This window comes from Sporolactobacillus pectinivorans (genome assembly GCF_002802965.1).
Classification (GTDB): Bacteria; Bacillota; Bacilli; order Bacillales; family Sporolactobacillaceae; genus Sporolactobacillus; species Sporolactobacillus pectinivorans.
This window is the reverse complement of sequence record NZ_NXGA01000001.1, coordinates 2,345,055-2,360,166: the sequence shown is the minus strand read 5'-3', so window position 1 is coordinate 2,360,166 and position 15,112 is coordinate 2,345,055. Positions and strand designations below refer to the sequence as shown.

The following is a 15,112-nucleotide window of genomic DNA, read 5'->3' as shown; positions in this document are numbered from 1 at the left end:
TTTTTCATGTATAATAACTTTTGGAAGATCGGAGGCAAGCTTCCTCCCTTCTTATGGATCAAATTCCATTTGCAGGACATTTTTAACTCGAGTGTGGAGGCTGCGGCATGTTATTGAAGATCGGAGAAACGCTGATTTTGGAACTCAACGAGGATAATGCTGAGGTGAAGCGTTATCGATGCCGAATTGAGGACCTGAGAGAAAATGAAATACTCATTGATTACCCGATTGACGAAATAACCGGAAAAACAGCGGTGTTTTTCAATGGAACGTTGATGATGGCGAACTATGTCAAGAATAATCGTGTATTTCGCTTCAGGACAGAATTTATTAATAGAGTCCCGGGCAATGTTCCTCTGATGAGGCTCAGATATGAAGGTGAGGAAAGTCTCGAACAGATTCAAAGAAGAGATTTTGTAAGGGTGGACGCCAGTCTTGACGTGGCGGTCCACTCACCAGAGGGTCTCTTCAGTCCTTTTGTTTCGCTGACCAGCGACATTGGAGGGGGCGGAGCGCTGGTCTTCCTGCCCGGAGATCCGGAAATAAACGGTGAGACGGCAGTTGAAGTATGGCTATCACTCGTCTCAACTTCAAATCGTAATCAGTATTTGAAAATTAAGGGAATCATTGCCAGGATCTTTACAGATAAATTGTTGCATAAGAAGAAGGCATCGATTAAATTTCTCTTTGACAGCGAGAAAGATCGGCAGCCCATTATCAGGTTTTGCTTTGAAAAGCAGCTGGAAAGCCGCAGAAAGCTTCTTGAATGGGAAATGGATCATCGTCATGTATAACAGCAAGAACAATGGAACACTGTCAGGAGAAAAGCGGGATTGAAAACCAGAGATGTTCTGGAAGATCAGAGAGATTGGAGAAATACTGATAATGGAGAGGTTATTTCAAATTGCCATTGACGGGCCGGCTGCAGCGGGGAAAAGCACAGTGGCCAAAATTGTTTCAAAGAAACTTGGTTATGTTTATATCGATACCGGAGCCATGTACCGCTCGCTGACATATAAGGCGCTCGCAGTGGGGACAGATCTGAATAACGGAGTTAAGCTGCAAACATTATTATGCGAAACGGAAATTATTCTCCGCCAAAGCGAGAGCGGTCAGCGTGTTTTTGTTGATGGAGAAGACGTCACAGAGCGTATTCGCTACCCGGATGTGACGGCGCAAGTTTCTCTGGTTTCTTCATTTCAGGAAGTCAGGACGGAGATGGTCCGCAGACAAAGGGTGCTTGCTGAACGCTGCAATGTCGTTATGGACGGGCGGGACGTCGGGACTCATGTTCTTCCGAAAGCACAGGTCAAAATATTCCTTAAAGCGTCCGTGGATGAGCGGGCAGTCAGGCGCTTTAAAGAGGAAGAATTGAAAGGGAGGCATCCGTCGATTAAGTCTTTGAAAGAGGCAATCGCTTTGCGTGACAAGATGGACATGGAACGCACCGCATCGCCGCTTGTCAAAGCTGACGATGCGGTGGAGATGGATACGACTTCCCTCTCTGTGGAAGAAGTGGTTGCCGGGATTCTTGAGATTGTGAAAAAGAGGCGTTCCATTTGAGTCTCTATTCAATTGGCAAACCTTTAGTAGCGTTTTTTTACAGCCTGTGCTTTCGAATGTCTGTTGAAGGTGTAGAAAACATTCCGAAAGATGGAGGGGTGCTGATCTGCTGCAACCATCTTTCCAATTTCGATCCCCCCCTCGTGGGAATTTCGATGAAACGAAGCTTAAGTTTTGTAGCTAAGGAAGAACTTTTTGAAATTCCTTTATTTGGCAGACTACTTAGGCATTTACATGCTTTCCCGATCAAACGCGGAACAGGGGATAGAGGCGCGATCCGGACGGCGGTGGGCTTGCTGAATGCCGGTCATGCGCTGCTTATTTTCCCGGAAGGCCACCGCAATCCGAATGCCCCGCTCCGCAAGGGGCTTTCCGGAGCAGGGTTCTTTGCCCTCAAAACCGACGCCACGGTCATTCCCTGCGCAATCATAGGCCATTATGGTTTTAGAAAAAAAGTGAAAATCGTATTTGGGGAGCCGATTGACTCAAAAATGTTGAAAAATCAGAAAAAAAAATCGTCTGAAGCGAGCGCGGCCATTATGAACGGTATTCAGCAGTTGCTGGACCAGTATAGATGACAGGGTTTGCAATGAGTACAACTGCTTGACAAAACGCTCTAATTGTAAGAAGTTATGTGTAGGGTATTTCGTGTTTGGTCTATCTAAAGGAGGTCCCGGAGAATGGTTGAAGATTTCAAAGATGAAATGGCATCGTTTGATGCACTTAAAGTGGGGGACGTTGTCAACGGGAAAGTTACCAAAGTTGAAGAAAAACATGCATTAGTAGATGTTGGATATAAAGTCGATGGTATTCTCCCTATCAGTGAATTGTCCAGCTTGCATGTAGAAAAAGTGATTGACCTGCTGCATGAAGGCGACGAGGTCACTGTGAAAGTCACGAAGCTGGAAGACGACGAGCTTGTTTTGTCCAAGCGTGAAGTGGATGCAGACAAAGCATGGGATGATTTGGAACAAAAATATAATGAGAAAAAAACATTCTCCATCGAAATTGCCGATGTTGTTAAAGGCGGTCTGGTCGTTGACCTCGGTGTTCGCGGATTTATACCCGCATCGCTGGTAGAACGGCACTTCGTGGAGGATTTCAGCGATTATAAGGGGAAACCGTTGGATGTCAAAATTGTTGAGCTTGATCGAGAGAAACGGAAAGTTATTCTTTCACATCGGGCCGTTCTCGATGAGGAAGCGGATAAGAAAAAGGAAGATACTCTTGTGTCCCTTAAAGTGGGCGATGTGATTGACGGCACAGTTCAGCGTCTGACAGATTTCGGCGCATTTGTTGACATCGGTGGTGTTGACGGACTGGTCCACATCTCGCAGCTTGCTTATTATCATGTGGAGACTCCTGCTGAAGTTGTATCCGAAGGCGATAAGGTCAAAGTCAAAGTGCTTTCGGTTGATCCCGAAAGTGAACGCATATCCCTTTCAATTAAGGCAACACAGCCAGGTCCTTGGGAGACCGCAAAGGATAAGATCCATCCTGGGGATGCAATTGACGGGACAGTAAAACGCCTTGTTCCGTTTGGTGCTTTCGTTGAATTGATTCCCGGCGTTGAGGGACTTGTTCATATATCCGAGATTTCTCATACACATATTGGAACACCGGATGAAGTGCTTTCTGAAGGACAGATTATCAAGGTTAAAGTTCTTGATGTTAATTTTGACGATCAGCGTGTCTCACTTAGCATCAAGGCTCTTGAAGAAGCAGAACCTGCCAGGCAGAATGCTGCTCCTTCGCAAAACAGTTTGACTGACGATGACGATGCGGCGTCAGGCTTTTCACTGGGTGATATGATCGGTGATCAGTTAAAAAAGTATAAATAAATGTTACATGTGCAGGAAGCGGAAAAAGAGGGAACGTCTGTTTCTCTCTTTTTCCGCTTTTTTGTGCGTTTCAGAGTGTGTCGGCACTTATTGAGCAAGTTTGTTTTTTTTGGTAAGATTAAAAATGCAAAACGTTTTTCCAGTAGGTATATGGCGTTATTTTTATTATTGAATGAGTCGGCAGTGCCGTTGGCAAGATAAGCTTAGTAATTGAATGCGCCAGATTTTCATTGCAGAGTAATGGACCTCTCCTGAACGGGAAAGGTTTCTTTTATGGATACAAGAGGGAGGTTTGACATGTCAAAACCAACAGTAGCGATTGTCGGCAGGCCTAATGTCGGTAAATCAACAATTTTTAACCGGATTGTCGGCGGACGCGCGGCGATTGTTGAGGACAGGCCGGGTGTGACACGCGACCGCCTGTACGGCAATGGGGAATGGCTTGATCACGAATTTCATGTAATTGATACCGGGGGCATTGAGATTAGCGATGAACCGCTTCTGGGGCAAATGCGCGCTCAGGCTGAAATTGCAGTGGATGAATCAGATGTCATCCTGTTTATCGTTGATGGCAAAACGGGCTTGACTGATGCGGATGAAGCCGTAGCTCAAATTCTGCGACGATCAAAAAAACCGGTCGTCTTGGGTGTAAATAAGCTGGACAACTACGCGCAGAGAGATCAGATGTATGAATTCTATGCTTTGGGGCTCGGCGATCCACAGGGAATATCCGGAGCCCACGGACTTGGCATTGGTGACCTTCTGGATCAGGTTGTCGGTAAATTTCCGACACATGATATGGAAAATGAAATTGAAGGGGCTATCCGCTTTGCCCTGATCGGTCGTCCTAATGTGGGTAAATCGTCACTTGTAAATACCATTCTTGGTAAAGAACGCGTTATCGTTAGTGACATTGCAGGGACGACGCGCGATGCTATTGATACATTTTTTTCACATGGAGATCAGGACTATGTCATTGTTGATACGGCGGGAATAAGACGCCGCGGCAGAGTTTATGAGAAGACGGAAAAATATAGCGTGCTGCGGGCACAGCATGCCATTGAAGAGTCTGACGTAGTCATGCTGCTGATTGATGGTGAAGTAGGGATTATTGAGCAGGACAAAAAAATTGCCGGATACGCGCATGATGCCGGACGTGCCATGATTATTGTTGTCAACAAATGGGACGTCGTTGAAAAAGACGAAAAAACAATGGATAAGTTCAGAAAAAAAATTCGTGATGAGTTTCAATTTATCAGTTATGCGCCGATTATCTTCCTTTCAGCACTCACCGGCAAAAGGGTTCCGCAGCTGTTTCCGGTAATCCAGCAAGTTGCGGAGAACCACAGCCTCAGAATTAAAACCAGTGTGCTGAATGACTGCATTATGGATACAGTGGCAATGACGCCGCCACCATCGGATAAGGGAAAAAGGCTTAAAATTTATTATGCAACGCAGGTTGCAGTTCGGCCCCCAGCTTTCGTACTATTTGTCAATGATCCGGAACTGCTTCATTTTTCTTATGTCCGGCATATTGAAAACCGCATCAGAGAAACATTTGGTTTCGTCGGGACTCCGATCAAAATCATGTCGCGGCAAAGAAATGAAAAATAAAGAGGTGCTGGCTCCGTGTTAACAGTTATATCATTTATTCTCTCTTATTTGATTGGATCGATCAGTTTCAGTTATCTGATCACCAAAAAAATCAAAAAAATTGATATTAGAAAGATAGGCAGCGGCAATGCCGGTGCGACAAATACCATGCGTGTACTTGGGACCGGTCCTGCCATTGGCGTTCTACTCCTGGATGTGATGAAAGGGATTGTCTGTGTCCTGATGGCACGCGCTTTCGGCCTTCCGGAATGGGCGACAGTTGTTTCAGGGCTTTTTGCCATTCTTGGCCACGATTTTCCGGTATATTTTGGTTTCAAAGGCGGGAAGGGCGTTGCAACAACAATTGGTGTGTTTTTTATGATTTTTCCACTTTACGCACTGATCGCTGGACTGGCTACGTTACTGATCATCGCTGTAACACGCTTTGTTTCACTTGGATCGCTTTTTTTCCTTTTGTTTACACCGGTGCTGGGCCTTATTTTTGGAAATTATTCATGGAGCGTTCTGGCTGCTGCATTTGTGATCTCGCTGCTCGCCTACATTCAGCACAGGGCCAACATTTTGCGTCTGATTCACGGCAACGAGAATAAAATCGGTCAGAAAAAAGTGCAGTCCTGAATAAGAAAGTATGGGGATGATTTGTTCTTGTTTCTGTACGAGGAGGTATAAGGAGTGAAACAGATAGCAGTTGTAGGCGCGGGAAGTTGGGGGACAGCGCTTTCTATGGTTCTTGCCGATAATGGATGTTCTGTTAATTTATGGAGCCATCGAAAGGAACAGGCCGAAGAAATCCAAGAAAAGCATACCAACGCAAAATACTTGCCGGGTATCTCGATTCCCGGTGGTGTGAGCGGCACCGACAGCCTTTCGAAAGCCCTGGATGGCTCAGAGGCTGTCCTTCTTGTCGTTCCCGCAAAATCTATGCGTGAAGTGCTCAAAAGAATTCGCGGGTTACTGAAACACCCTCTGCTGTTCATACATGGCGTTAAGGGAATAGAACCCGTTACTTTTAAACGCATGTCTGAAGTCATTTGCGAGGAGATTCCTGAAGAGCTGCGCAGGGCTGTGGTCGTCCTTTCCGGTCCGAGTCACGCTGAAGAAGTTTCACTGCGCCATCCTACGACCGTTGCAGTAGCCTCCAAGGACAGTGAAGCCGCCAAGGAGGCACAAAATCTGTTCTTTAACCGCTATTTCCGTGTTTATACGAATGAAGACATTGTCGGGGTAGAAATCGGAGGCGCACTGAAAAATATCATAGCGCTCGGCGCCGGTATTTCAGACGGGCTCGGATATGGCGACAATGCTAAAGCTGCCCTGATTACCCGAGGACTTGCGGAGATTACCAGGCTGGGCACAAAGCTTGGCGCACATCCGCTGACGTTTATCGGACTTACAGGGATGGGAGACCTGATCGTCACCTGTACCAGTGTGCACAGCAGAAACTGGCGTGCTGGAAACTTGCTTGGGAAAGGCCGGAAACTTGAGAATGTACTGTCTCATATGGGCATGGTCGTCGAAGGGGTACGGACCACAGAAGCGGCTTTTGCCCTTTCAAAAAAAATCAATGTAGAAATGCCGATCACAGAAGCCATCTATCAAGTGCTATTTGAAGGAAAACATCCCAAGGATGCAGTGGACGAATTGATGGGGCGCGAAAAAAAAGATGAAATTGCCGCACTGACAGAAAGCCTTTCTGACAAAAACTCTGGTAAGCGCCAGTAGCTGAGCACACCGTTTCTTTTTTCTGCATACCATGTAGGGAATGCATGGGAAAAGGAGGACGCTCATTGAATTCTAATAATCCTTTTTTTGATAACATCGAAAAGAAGACTCAGATGAAGAAAGAGGACATTTTTGCGATCGCCAATTCCGTTTCAAACGCCGATTTCAGCAACCCTGAAGTCGTCAGAAAATTAATTGCGCGCATCGGGAAAACGGCCGGTGTTGCAGTGCCAAAAGAAAAAGAAGAGGCGCTGATTAAGGCTATTACTTCAGGTAATGTGCCTGGCAATATCTCAAGTCTGTCGAAAATGTTCGGCCCAAAGAAGTAACACTGGGCTGCCGTCAGCGGCAATTTTTACTGGAATAACATACGGTATAGCGTGCGTCAATCATTCTGCAAGAGCTGAATGGCGTGGAAGGATTTAGTCAAGCCGGGAGAAAACGGATCCGTTTTCTCCCGCTTTTTTTTAGGGAGCCCCTTTGCCCAGATCTGTTTTTGAAAGTTTTCCTGTTTGGAAGAGTCATATTTTCATATTCGGACAATATTTTATAGGGAAAGGCCGCCCGAGACAGGCAGCCAGCCGAAATCGACGGGTAGAACGCCCCATCCCAGTTAATTTTCTGGCATAATCAATGGACAAAGTCAATATGCATAGAATTATCACCGGGTGTCATCGATAGAAGGAGGAGCGGGAGGGTGCAAACTTTGGAAAAACTTGAGCGTGTGGATATCTTTAAAGATATTGCTGAGAGAACCGGCGGGGATATTTATCTTGGAGTTGTCGGGGCCGTTCGGACAGGGAAATCGACATTTATCAAAAAATTTATGGAACTTGTTGTGCTTCCCAATATTGAAAATGAAGCGGATCGCGTCCGTGCCCAGGATGAACTTCCGCAAAGTGCTGCAGGCAAGCAGATCATGACGACTGAGCCCAAATTTGTTCCGAATCATGCCGTCACGGTAACCGTTGAAGAGGGGCTTGAAGTGAATATTCGGGTCGTCGATTGCGTCGGTTATGCGGTAAATGGAGCAAAAGGATTTGAGGATGAGAACGGGCCCCGTATGGTTCACACACCATGGTACGATGAGCCGATCCCGTTTCAGGAAGCCGCTGAGATCGGAACGCGAAAAGTAATTCAGGAACACTCCACTTTAGGCGTTGTCATCACGACGGACGGCTCTATCGGCGAAATCGGACGCGAGGATTACATTGAAGCTGAAGAAAGGATTGTCGATGAACTGAAGGAAGTAGGAAAACCTTTCATTCTGATCATTAATTCAACACATCCTTACCACCCGGACACAGAAACGCTTCGCAAAGAACTCTCAGAGAAATATGACATTCCAGTGCTGGCGCAAAGCGTTGAGAGTATGACGGAGCATGATATCAATAATATTTTGCGTGAGACATTGTTTGAATTTCCTGTCCTGGAAGTCAACGTCAATCTTCCAAGCTGGGTTATGGTGCTGAGAGAAGACCACTGGTTGCGAAAAAGTTATGAGGACGCAGTGAAGGATACGGTGAAGGATATCAAACGCCTGCGCGATGTGGACCGCGTTGTCGGTTCCTTCGGTGAATATGACTTTATCGAAAACGCACAGTTATCTGGAATCGAGATGGGCAAAGGGACGGCGGAAATCGATTTGTTCGCACCGGATAACCTCTACGATCAGGTTCTAAAGGAGATTGTCGGTGTAGAGATCCGGGGAAAAGATCATCTGCTTCAGCTCATGCAGGATTTCGCCCATGCGAAAAGAGAATACGATCAAGTTGCCGAAGCGCTTAAAATGGTGAAACAAACCGGTTACGGGATCGCAGCTCCGTCAATAAACGACATGAGCCTGGATGAACCTGAAATTATCCGCCAAGGTTCCCGCTTTGGCGTCCGACTCAAAGCCGTCGCTCCATCCATTCACATGATTAAGGTCGATGTTGAGTCGGAATTTGCCCCGATCATTGGAACGGAAAAACAAAGTGAAGAGCTGGTGCGCTATTTGATGCAAGACTTTGAGGATGACCCGCTGTCAATCTGGAATTCGGATATTTTTGGGCGATCACTCAATTCGATTGTCAGGGAAGGCATCTCGGCAAAGCTGGCTCTGATGCCCGAAAATGCGCGATATAAGCTGAAAGAAACCCTTGAGCGGATCATCAATGAAGGATCAGGCGGACTGATCGCAATCATCTTGTAAACCATTGCTTCATTTTAAAGCAAGAATGATACAGAGAGGGGCCCCGGGGACGGGGCCCTTTTTTCAACGGAAAGAGTTTACGGCCTGAGGATCATACAGCAATCCCTCTAACCACCTGATGTGTAAGCCTTTTCTTGCTTTTGAACATTTTTTTGCAAATGCAAGGTTTAAAAAGCTTAAATATGGTAATATTTTAATCAAAGCTGTTGAATTCTTCCATCACATCGTATATTATTAGCGTTGTTGATGTTTCTTCCAGCACAAAAGGGAAGCATTCCTTTTTAAGGAGGTGAAAGTGTTGAATAAGACTGAATTGATTACTGCAGTTGCAGAATCTGCTGAACTGTCGAAAAAAGATGCTACCAAAGCGGTTGATACTGTCTTGTCAACGATTATTGATACGCTAAAGAGTGGCAGCAAAGTTCAATTGATCGGATTTGGCAACTTTGAAGTTCGTGAGCGGAGTGCCCGTAAGGGACGTAACCCTCAGACAGGTGAAGAAATCGAAATTAAGGCAAGCAAGGTTCCTGCCTTCAAACCAGGAAAAGCACTAAAAGAAGCCGTCCAATGATCTGACGATACATAGGACAGGAGTAAGAAAGCGAGAGCCATCCCTGTGGTGGCTCTTTTTTGATACCAGCAGCCGGCATTTTGCTACTAGCAGTACAGCTGGAATTATTATTGCTTGTTCTTCATTGCTACATAATTACTGTTTGATGCCTATCCTTTACTTTTCCAGTTTCACTATGCTAGAATTTTTGGGGATGTAAGTTTATGAAGTGGTTGCCGGCGTGATGATGAAAAAAGCAGGCCGGTGGGGTTTGGCGGTCTGCTTTTCTTTTATAGGTCAGTTTGTTTCACCGGCAACGGTGAAATTGGAGGCAGGACTGTGAGTGTTGATCATGAAAAGATTGAAAAGGCTGTCAGAATGATTTTGGAAGCGATAGGCGAAGATCCCGATCGTATGGGTCTTAAAGAAACGCCTCAGCGAGTCGCCAGAATGTACGATGAGATATTTCAGGGCATGAATCAGGATCCAAAGAGTTTCCTGGCGAAAACTTTTGATGAAGCTCACGAAGAGCTGGTTCTTGTTAAAGATATTCCTTTCTACTCGATGTGTGAACACCATCTGGTTCCCTTCTTCGGAAAGGCACACGTGGGATACATACCAAGAGGCGGACGTGTGACAGGCTTGAGCAAACTTGCAAGAGCTGTGGAGGCTGTCGCAAGGAGGCCTCAGCTTCAGGAACGCCTGACTACAACTGTGGCAAACAGCATTGTTGAAACGCTCCATCCGTATGGCGTTATTGTTGTTATTGAGGCCGAACATATGTGCATGACAATGCGCGGCATTAAGAAGCCGGGTGCCAAAACAATTACATCGGCTGTAAGAGGCATTTTTCAGACCGATGCAACAGCCAGAGCTGAAGCACTGTCATTGATTAATCATTGATCATCTATTGCTGGAAAGCAGGTGTATTTGTATGGATATCAGAAACGAAGAAGTTCTGGGAGATTATTTTGTGATCAAAGCTGAAGAAGACGGTGTGAATGTGATCGGACTGACCAGGGGAGCAGAAACACGGTTTTTTCACACCGAGAAGCTCGATAAGGGTGAAGTCATGATTGCTCAGTTTACCGAACATACCTCAGCAATTAAAGTGCATGGAAAGGCAACGATCCAGACAAAGCATGGAACGATCATTTCCGATTGATTGCTAGTGATGCATTCTGAAGACTTTACGAACCGTAAAACAGAAAATAATGGATGAAATTATAGCGTGGGAGGATCATCATGTCTGTGAAGCAGGAAGTTGACATCATATATAAACAATTAACGGATGATCTGAACCACCCTTACGTAAACCGAATACTGCCCAAACCATTCGTAGATAGGGATAAACTTCTCGTGTATTATCTCCTTTTCCAGACGCGGGTGGATCGCAAATTGGCCGGTATTTATGCTAAAAGTGTCATGATTGCCGAAGTTGGTCTCTCGACTCATGAGGGCATGACCGTCGCAAAACTGACAGAAAAAGAAGAGATCAAGAGAAGGCAGCTGATCGCGCTTTCCGGTGATTTTTACAGCGCACTTTATTACTATTCACTTGCAAGAAACAAGGACACTCAGGTCGTAAAATGGGTGGCGCAGGCGATACAGGTCTTCAATATCGATAAATGCAGGCTCTATTATCCGAAAAGGGCACTTGGCTGGTCCCAGGCGATTGAAGCACTGGGGTCGACCGAGAGCGCGCTTGTCTCGCAGATTGCGTCGAAACTTGGGCTGAAGCACTGGATTCCTGTTTTGAGTGATTTTTTTCTTGCTAAGAAGCTGATGAAGGAACGTCAGACTGCAGCTGCGAGAACTTTACAGCCCTTTCTGAATCAATATCTTCAGGATCTTTTGAAAAGCGATCCCGGCCTGTTCAGGGAGAATATTGAAAAGGAAATTCTGAACTCGGCCTCGCGGTTCAAATCGTCCGTCGAAAAAGCAGAAAAACGCACGGGAAAGCTTGCAGGCCTGCTGGCGTATTTGAGCGATCAGATGCATCATTATTGCAGCTGCATGGTGGAAGAGGGTTAGCTACATATGAATGAGCAGGAAGAAAAGCATGAAAAAGTTCATCGGGTTTTTCAGACAATATATAAAAAATATGACGCGATGAATTCGCTGATCAGTTTTAATCAACATAAATCGTGGCGCCGCAAAGCGGATACATTGGTTTCCGCAAAACTTGGAAATAAAGCGATCGATGTATGCTGCGGAACCGGCGACTGGACACTGTCTCTGGCGGAAGCTGTCGGTACAGAAGGTCATGTCGTCGGACTTGATTTCAGCGATAATATGCTGAAGGTTGCCAAAACAAAGCTGGAAGCCTCTCAATTGGACAATGTAACCTTTGTAAACGGGGATGCGATGAAAATACCTTATGAGGCAAACTCTTTCGATTGTGCCACGATCGGATTCGGATTGCGCAACGTCCCGGACTACCTAACAGTACTTCGCGAAATGTGCCGCGTCTTGAAGCCGGGAGGGAAAATTGTCTGTCTGGAAACCTCTCAAACACGAATCCCCGTTTACCGGCAACTTTATTTTTTTTATTTTCGTTGTATCATGCCGCTGCTCGGAAAAGTATTTGCGGGGAGCTATAAAGAATATGCCTGGTTGAATGAGTCAGCAAGCAAATTTCCAGACCGGGAAAGGCTGACGGAACTTTTTCATAAGGCCGGATTTGAAAATGTCAAGGCAATGCCGCTGATGGGTGGAATCGCTGCGATTCATCGGGCAAGTAAACCCGAAGCGTGATCAGACAGGGCACGGTTGACTGGTAAATCATATCCGTAGGGAAAATGCTGTAGCCGGTGAATTCTTCCGGAACAGGTTGAAAGGTGAAATGGATGACTCTGGCGCAGATTTATGCAGAACAGAAAAAAAGTTTGAAAATGATTGAAAAAAAACTTGAATTGGCCCTTGAAGCACCGCACCCGATTCTGAATCAGGCTGCTCTGGATCTGCTTAAAGCAGGAGGGAAAAGGATTCGGCCTTTACTCGTTCTGCTTTCAGCTCAATATGGCGATCCGGACCGAAAAGAAGTCATTGACGCTGCAGTTACGCTTGAACTGATACATATGGCGTCTCTTGTTCATGACGATGTGGTTGACGACTCCGACCTGAGAAGGGGCAAACCTACCGTCAAAGCGCGCTGGGATAACCGGGTGGCAATGTACACCGGCGATTATATTTTTGCAAGAGCCATCGAATTGATTGCCGCATTTGATCATCCCGAGGCTCACCAGGTTATCTCTAAAGTCATTCGTGATTTAAGCCTCGGTGAAATTGATCAAATCAAAGACCTTTACAATTGGAAACAGAATTTGCGTTGCTATCTGCTCCGGATAAAGCGTAAGACAGCAATCTTGATGGCTCTCAGTTGCCAGCTTGGCGCTTTTTCGGCAGGATGCACAGATGCAGTTGCAAAAAAGCTCTATTATTTTGGCTATTTTCTGGGAATGAGTTTTCAGATAACAGATGATATTCTTGATTTTGTCGGAACGGAGAAACAGCTGGGGAAACCGGCGGGAAGCGATCTCAGGAATGGCAACATTACGCTTCCGGTTTTTTATGCCTTGCGTGACAGCGAACTCCATCAGTCGATTGTTTCCATCATTGAGTCTGATGAGCCCGCTGATCAGGAATGGCGGTCGGTTATTGATTCAATCAGGGATTCCGGGGCCATTCAGGCTGCTGAGAGCCTGAGTGATCGGTATCTCGAAAAAGCTATCGTCAAGCTCCATGAACTTCCACAACTGCCTGTGACACATTCACTGAAAGAGATTGCTGAATATATTGGCACACGAAAATATTAAATCATTCCGGGGTGCAGCTTTTTTTACACTTTAAGAAAGTATAAAAATTTCAAGGATTAAAGTGTAAGTGCAACTAGGTCTCTGGCATTGCTTAAAGGCTTCCAACCGGCAAGTTTTCTTTATCGGCATATTTTCTTATCGGTTTTTTAGAATAGCTACATCAATTGCTGACGAGACTCTAATTGATGGCAGAGATTTTAATATAAAATTGCTAGAATCCACAAGGGGGCATAGGAACAATGCAGCAAACTTTTTTAATGATAAAGCCGGATGCAGTCAGGAGAGGGCTTATTGGTCAAATCCTTTCAAGATTTGAATCGAAGGGATTCCGCATGGTCGCCGGAAAGTTCATGGTAATTTCTGAGGAACTGGCAAAAAAGCATTATCATGAACACGAAGGAATGCCTTATTACCATGATTTGATTACCTTCATGACTTCCGGACCGGTTTTTGCCATGGTCTGGGAGGGTGAAAATATTGTCAACCTTGCGCGGCTCATGATGGGTCCTACTGATCCGGAGCGTGCCACTCCCGGCACGATCAGAGGAGATTTTGCAACGCTCGTCAACCGCAATGTGATCCATGGCTCGGATTCAATTGAAAATGCGGAGAGAGAGATACATCTTTTCTTTAGCGATAGTGAACGGATTAATAAATAATTGGTTTCACCCGAAAATAGTAATAGCAAAAAAAATGAACGGGTGAATGAAAATGGACAACAGCAGCGATCAGGACTATGAACAATTTAAAACCATGTTTTTCCGCCTGACAGGAATTAATCTTTCTTTGTACAAAGAAGAGCAGATGAAGCGTCGCCTGAATACGTTTCGCATCAGGAAGAATATGCCGGATTTCATCAGTTTCTTTAGTGAAATGAGAAAGTCGGATGAACTCCTGAAGGAAGTGCTCAGCAGAATGACGATCAATGTGACTGAATTTTATCGGAACTTACCCCGATGGACTATTCTGGAGAAAAAAATTCAGAAACTTGCTGAGCACAAGGAAAATATCTCTATCTGGAGTGCGGCCTGCTCAACCGGGGAGGAACCGTATTCTCTGGCGATGCTGCTTAGAAAATATGTACCCGATAGTAGATTTTCAATTGTCGCAAGCGATATTGACAATGACGTTTTAGAAAAAGCTTCTGAAGGAAGGTATCTGGAACGCGCAGTTGCAGGTCTGCCACCCGATGATCTCCAAAACTACTTTGTGCATGACGGATTGTTCTATTCGGCAAGCCAGACGTTGAAGAAATCGATCCGCTTCATTCGTCATGATCTGCTCAGCGATCCGGTACCCAGTCATTTCGATCTTGTTGTCTGCAGAAATGTTTTGATTTATTTTACGGATGGCGGAAAAAATATTATTTACCACAAACTGAGCGACTCTTTGAAAGACGGCGGCATATTGTTTGTTGGAAGCACTGAGCAAATTTTTCATCCTGAAACGTACCAGCTGAAACCAGAGGAAACATTTTTTTATAGAAAACAATGAATGAGGAGTAATGGACGTGAGATTTCATCGGGATTAATGGAGTGAAAGACACATTTCAGCCCGAAAACGCGGATGATTTTTCATTGGAAATGTTCAAATGAATGGAACAATAAGGTTGACAGTTCTATCTAAGACGGCTATTATGAGAATACATTTTATAAATTGAAGCTATAGATTTCAAGTCGGACGGTGTCAGAGGACAGCGTCGGCCGGGTTTCAGAATGAGAAAAGAGAATGAGCTGAGTTGAGAAGAGCTGAGGGTGCTTTGCTAAAATGATGAATCTTATACCCGCAGAGGGTCTTTCTCTGCGGGTTT

At 45.4% G+C, this 15,112-nt stretch carries 17 protein-coding genes; all 17 read left to right on the top strand.

Annotated features, from left to right (window positions below):
- Window positions 1–107 precede the first annotated feature (107 nt).
- The 17 genes from COP04_RS11310 (at window position 108) to COP04_RS11230 (ending at window position 14,796) form a co-directional block, all read left to right on the top strand.
- Complete coding sequence (locus COP04_RS11310; RefSeq protein ID WP_100488119.1) at window positions 108–794, top strand: flagellar brake protein; 687 nt, start codon at window positions 108–110, stop codon at window positions 792–794.
- 91 nt (window positions 795–885) lie between these two features.
- The gene (gene cmk / locus COP04_RS11305) at window positions 886–1,563 is read left to right on the top strand and encodes a (d)CMP kinase (RefSeq protein WP_100489648.1); all 678 of its coding nucleotides are present in this window, start codon (window positions 886–888) and stop codon (window positions 1,561–1,563) included.
- A complete protein-coding gene (locus COP04_RS11300) occupies window positions 1,560–2,141 on the top strand; it encodes a lysophospholipid acyltransferase family protein (protein ID WP_100488118.1) in 582 nt (193 codons plus the stop codon). Before cmk ends, COP04_RS11300 begins: the two co-directional genes overlap by 4 nt.
- A gap of 102 nt (window positions 2,142–2,243) precedes the next feature.
- Window positions 2,244–3,404 (top strand): 30S ribosomal protein S1, encoded by a 1,161-nt coding sequence (rpsA, locus tag COP04_RS11295; RefSeq protein ID WP_100488117.1) that lies wholly within the window; start codon window positions 2,244–2,246, stop codon window positions 3,402–3,404.
- A 297-nt stretch (window positions 3,405–3,701) separates the two neighbouring features.
- Window positions 3,702–5,018, top strand: coding sequence for a ribosome biogenesis GTPase Der (der, locus tag COP04_RS11290; protein WP_100488116.1), 1,317 nt, complete (start codon window positions 3,702–3,704; stop codon window positions 5,016–5,018).
- Between the two features lie 15 nt (window positions 5,019–5,033).
- Window positions 5,034–5,636, top strand: a complete 603-nt coding sequence (gene plsY, locus COP04_RS11285) for a glycerol-3-phosphate 1-O-acyltransferase PlsY (protein WP_100488115.1) — start codon at window positions 5,034–5,036, stop codon at window positions 5,634–5,636.
- A gap of 54 nt (window positions 5,637–5,690) precedes the next feature.
- The gene (locus COP04_RS11280) at window positions 5,691–6,740 is read left to right on the top strand and encodes an NAD(P)H-dependent glycerol-3-phosphate dehydrogenase (RefSeq protein ID WP_100488114.1); all 1,050 of its coding nucleotides are present in this window, start codon (window positions 5,691–5,693) and stop codon (window positions 6,738–6,740) included.
- A 65-nt stretch (window positions 6,741–6,805) separates the two neighbouring features.
- Entirely contained in the window at window positions 6,806–7,069 is a 264-nt protein-coding gene (locus COP04_RS11275) for a stage VI sporulation protein F (protein ID WP_100488113.1), read from the top strand.
- A gap of 377 nt (window positions 7,070–7,446) precedes the next feature.
- A complete protein-coding gene (gene spoIVA, locus COP04_RS11270; RefSeq protein ID WP_100489647.1) occupies window positions 7,447–8,934 on the top strand; it encodes a stage IV sporulation protein A in 1,488 nt (495 codons plus the stop codon).
- 298 nt (window positions 8,935–9,232) lie between these two features.
- Complete coding sequence (locus COP04_RS11265) at window positions 9,233–9,505, top strand: HU family DNA-binding protein (RefSeq protein ID WP_100488112.1); 273 nt, start codon at window positions 9,233–9,235, stop codon at window positions 9,503–9,505.
- Between the two features lie 318 nt (window positions 9,506–9,823).
- A complete protein-coding gene (folE, locus tag COP04_RS11260; protein WP_100488111.1) occupies window positions 9,824–10,387 on the top strand; it encodes a GTP cyclohydrolase I FolE in 564 nt (187 codons plus the stop codon).
- Between the two features lie 31 nt (window positions 10,388–10,418).
- Window positions 10,419–10,649: a trp RNA-binding attenuation protein MtrB gene (gene mtrB / locus COP04_RS11255; protein WP_100488110.1), complete on the top strand. Its 231-nt coding sequence runs from the start codon at window positions 10,419–10,421 to the stop codon at window positions 10,647–10,649.
- A gap of 80 nt (window positions 10,650–10,729) precedes the next feature.
- Entirely contained in the window at window positions 10,730–11,518 is a 789-nt protein-coding gene (locus tag COP04_RS11250) for a heptaprenyl diphosphate synthase component 1 (protein ID WP_100488109.1), read from the top strand.
- Between the two features lie 6 nt (window positions 11,519–11,524).
- Window positions 11,525–12,241 carry a demethylmenaquinone methyltransferase gene (locus COP04_RS11245; RefSeq protein ID WP_100488108.1) on the top strand — a complete coding sequence of 239 codons (717 nt, stop codon included), beginning with the start codon at window positions 11,525–11,527 and terminating at the stop codon, window positions 12,239–12,241.
- 92 nt (window positions 12,242–12,333) lie between these two features.
- Window positions 12,334–13,302 carry a heptaprenyl diphosphate synthase component II gene (gene hepT / locus COP04_RS11240; protein ID WP_100488107.1) on the top strand — a complete coding sequence of 323 codons (969 nt, stop codon included), beginning with the start codon at window positions 12,334–12,336 and terminating at the stop codon, window positions 13,300–13,302.
- A gap of 239 nt (window positions 13,303–13,541) precedes the next feature.
- Window positions 13,542–13,961, top strand: a complete 420-nt coding sequence (ndk, locus tag COP04_RS11235; protein WP_100488106.1) for a nucleoside-diphosphate kinase — start codon at window positions 13,542–13,544, stop codon at window positions 13,959–13,961.
- Window positions 13,962–14,013: 52 nt separating this feature from the next.
- Window positions 14,014–14,796, top strand: a complete 783-nt coding sequence (locus COP04_RS11230) for a CheR family methyltransferase (protein ID WP_100488105.1) — start codon at window positions 14,014–14,016, stop codon at window positions 14,794–14,796.
- Window positions 14,797–15,112 lie beyond the last annotated feature (316 nt).

What these genes read in the sequence shown, in the direction of transcription:
- COP04_RS11250 (WP_100488109.1), top strand. Translation starts at nt 10,730, where the DNA reads ATGTCTGTGAAGCAGGAAGTTGACATCATATATAAACAATTAACGGAT.
- COP04_RS11230 (WP_100488105.1), top strand. Translation starts at nt 14,014, where the DNA reads ATGGACAACAGCAGCGATCAGGACTATGAACAATTTAAAACCATGTTT.
- COP04_RS11310 (WP_100488119.1), top strand. Translation starts at nt 108, where the DNA reads ATGTTATTGAAGATCGGAGAAACGCTGATTTTGGAACTCAACGAGGAT.
- rpsA (WP_100488117.1), top strand. Translation starts at nt 2,244, where the DNA reads ATGGTTGAAGATTTCAAAGATGAAATGGCATCGTTTGATGCACTTAAA.
- mtrB (WP_100488110.1), top strand. Translation starts at nt 10,419, where the DNA reads ATGGATATCAGAAACGAAGAAGTTCTGGGAGATTATTTTGTGATCAAA.
- COP04_RS11245 (WP_100488108.1), top strand. Translation starts at nt 11,525, where the DNA reads ATGAATGAGCAGGAAGAAAAGCATGAAAAAGTTCATCGGGTTTTTCAG.
- hepT (WP_100488107.1), top strand. Translation starts at nt 12,334, where the DNA reads ATGACTCTGGCGCAGATTTATGCAGAACAGAAAAAAAGTTTGAAAATG.
- cmk (WP_100489648.1), top strand. Translation starts at nt 886, where the DNA reads ATGGAGAGGTTATTTCAAATTGCCATTGACGGGCCGGCTGCAGCGGGG.
- ndk (WP_100488106.1), top strand. Translation starts at nt 13,542, where the DNA reads ATGCAGCAAACTTTTTTAATGATAAAGCCGGATGCAGTCAGGAGAGGG.
- der (WP_100488116.1), top strand. Translation starts at nt 3,702, where the DNA reads ATGTCAAAACCAACAGTAGCGATTGTCGGCAGGCCTAATGTCGGTAAA.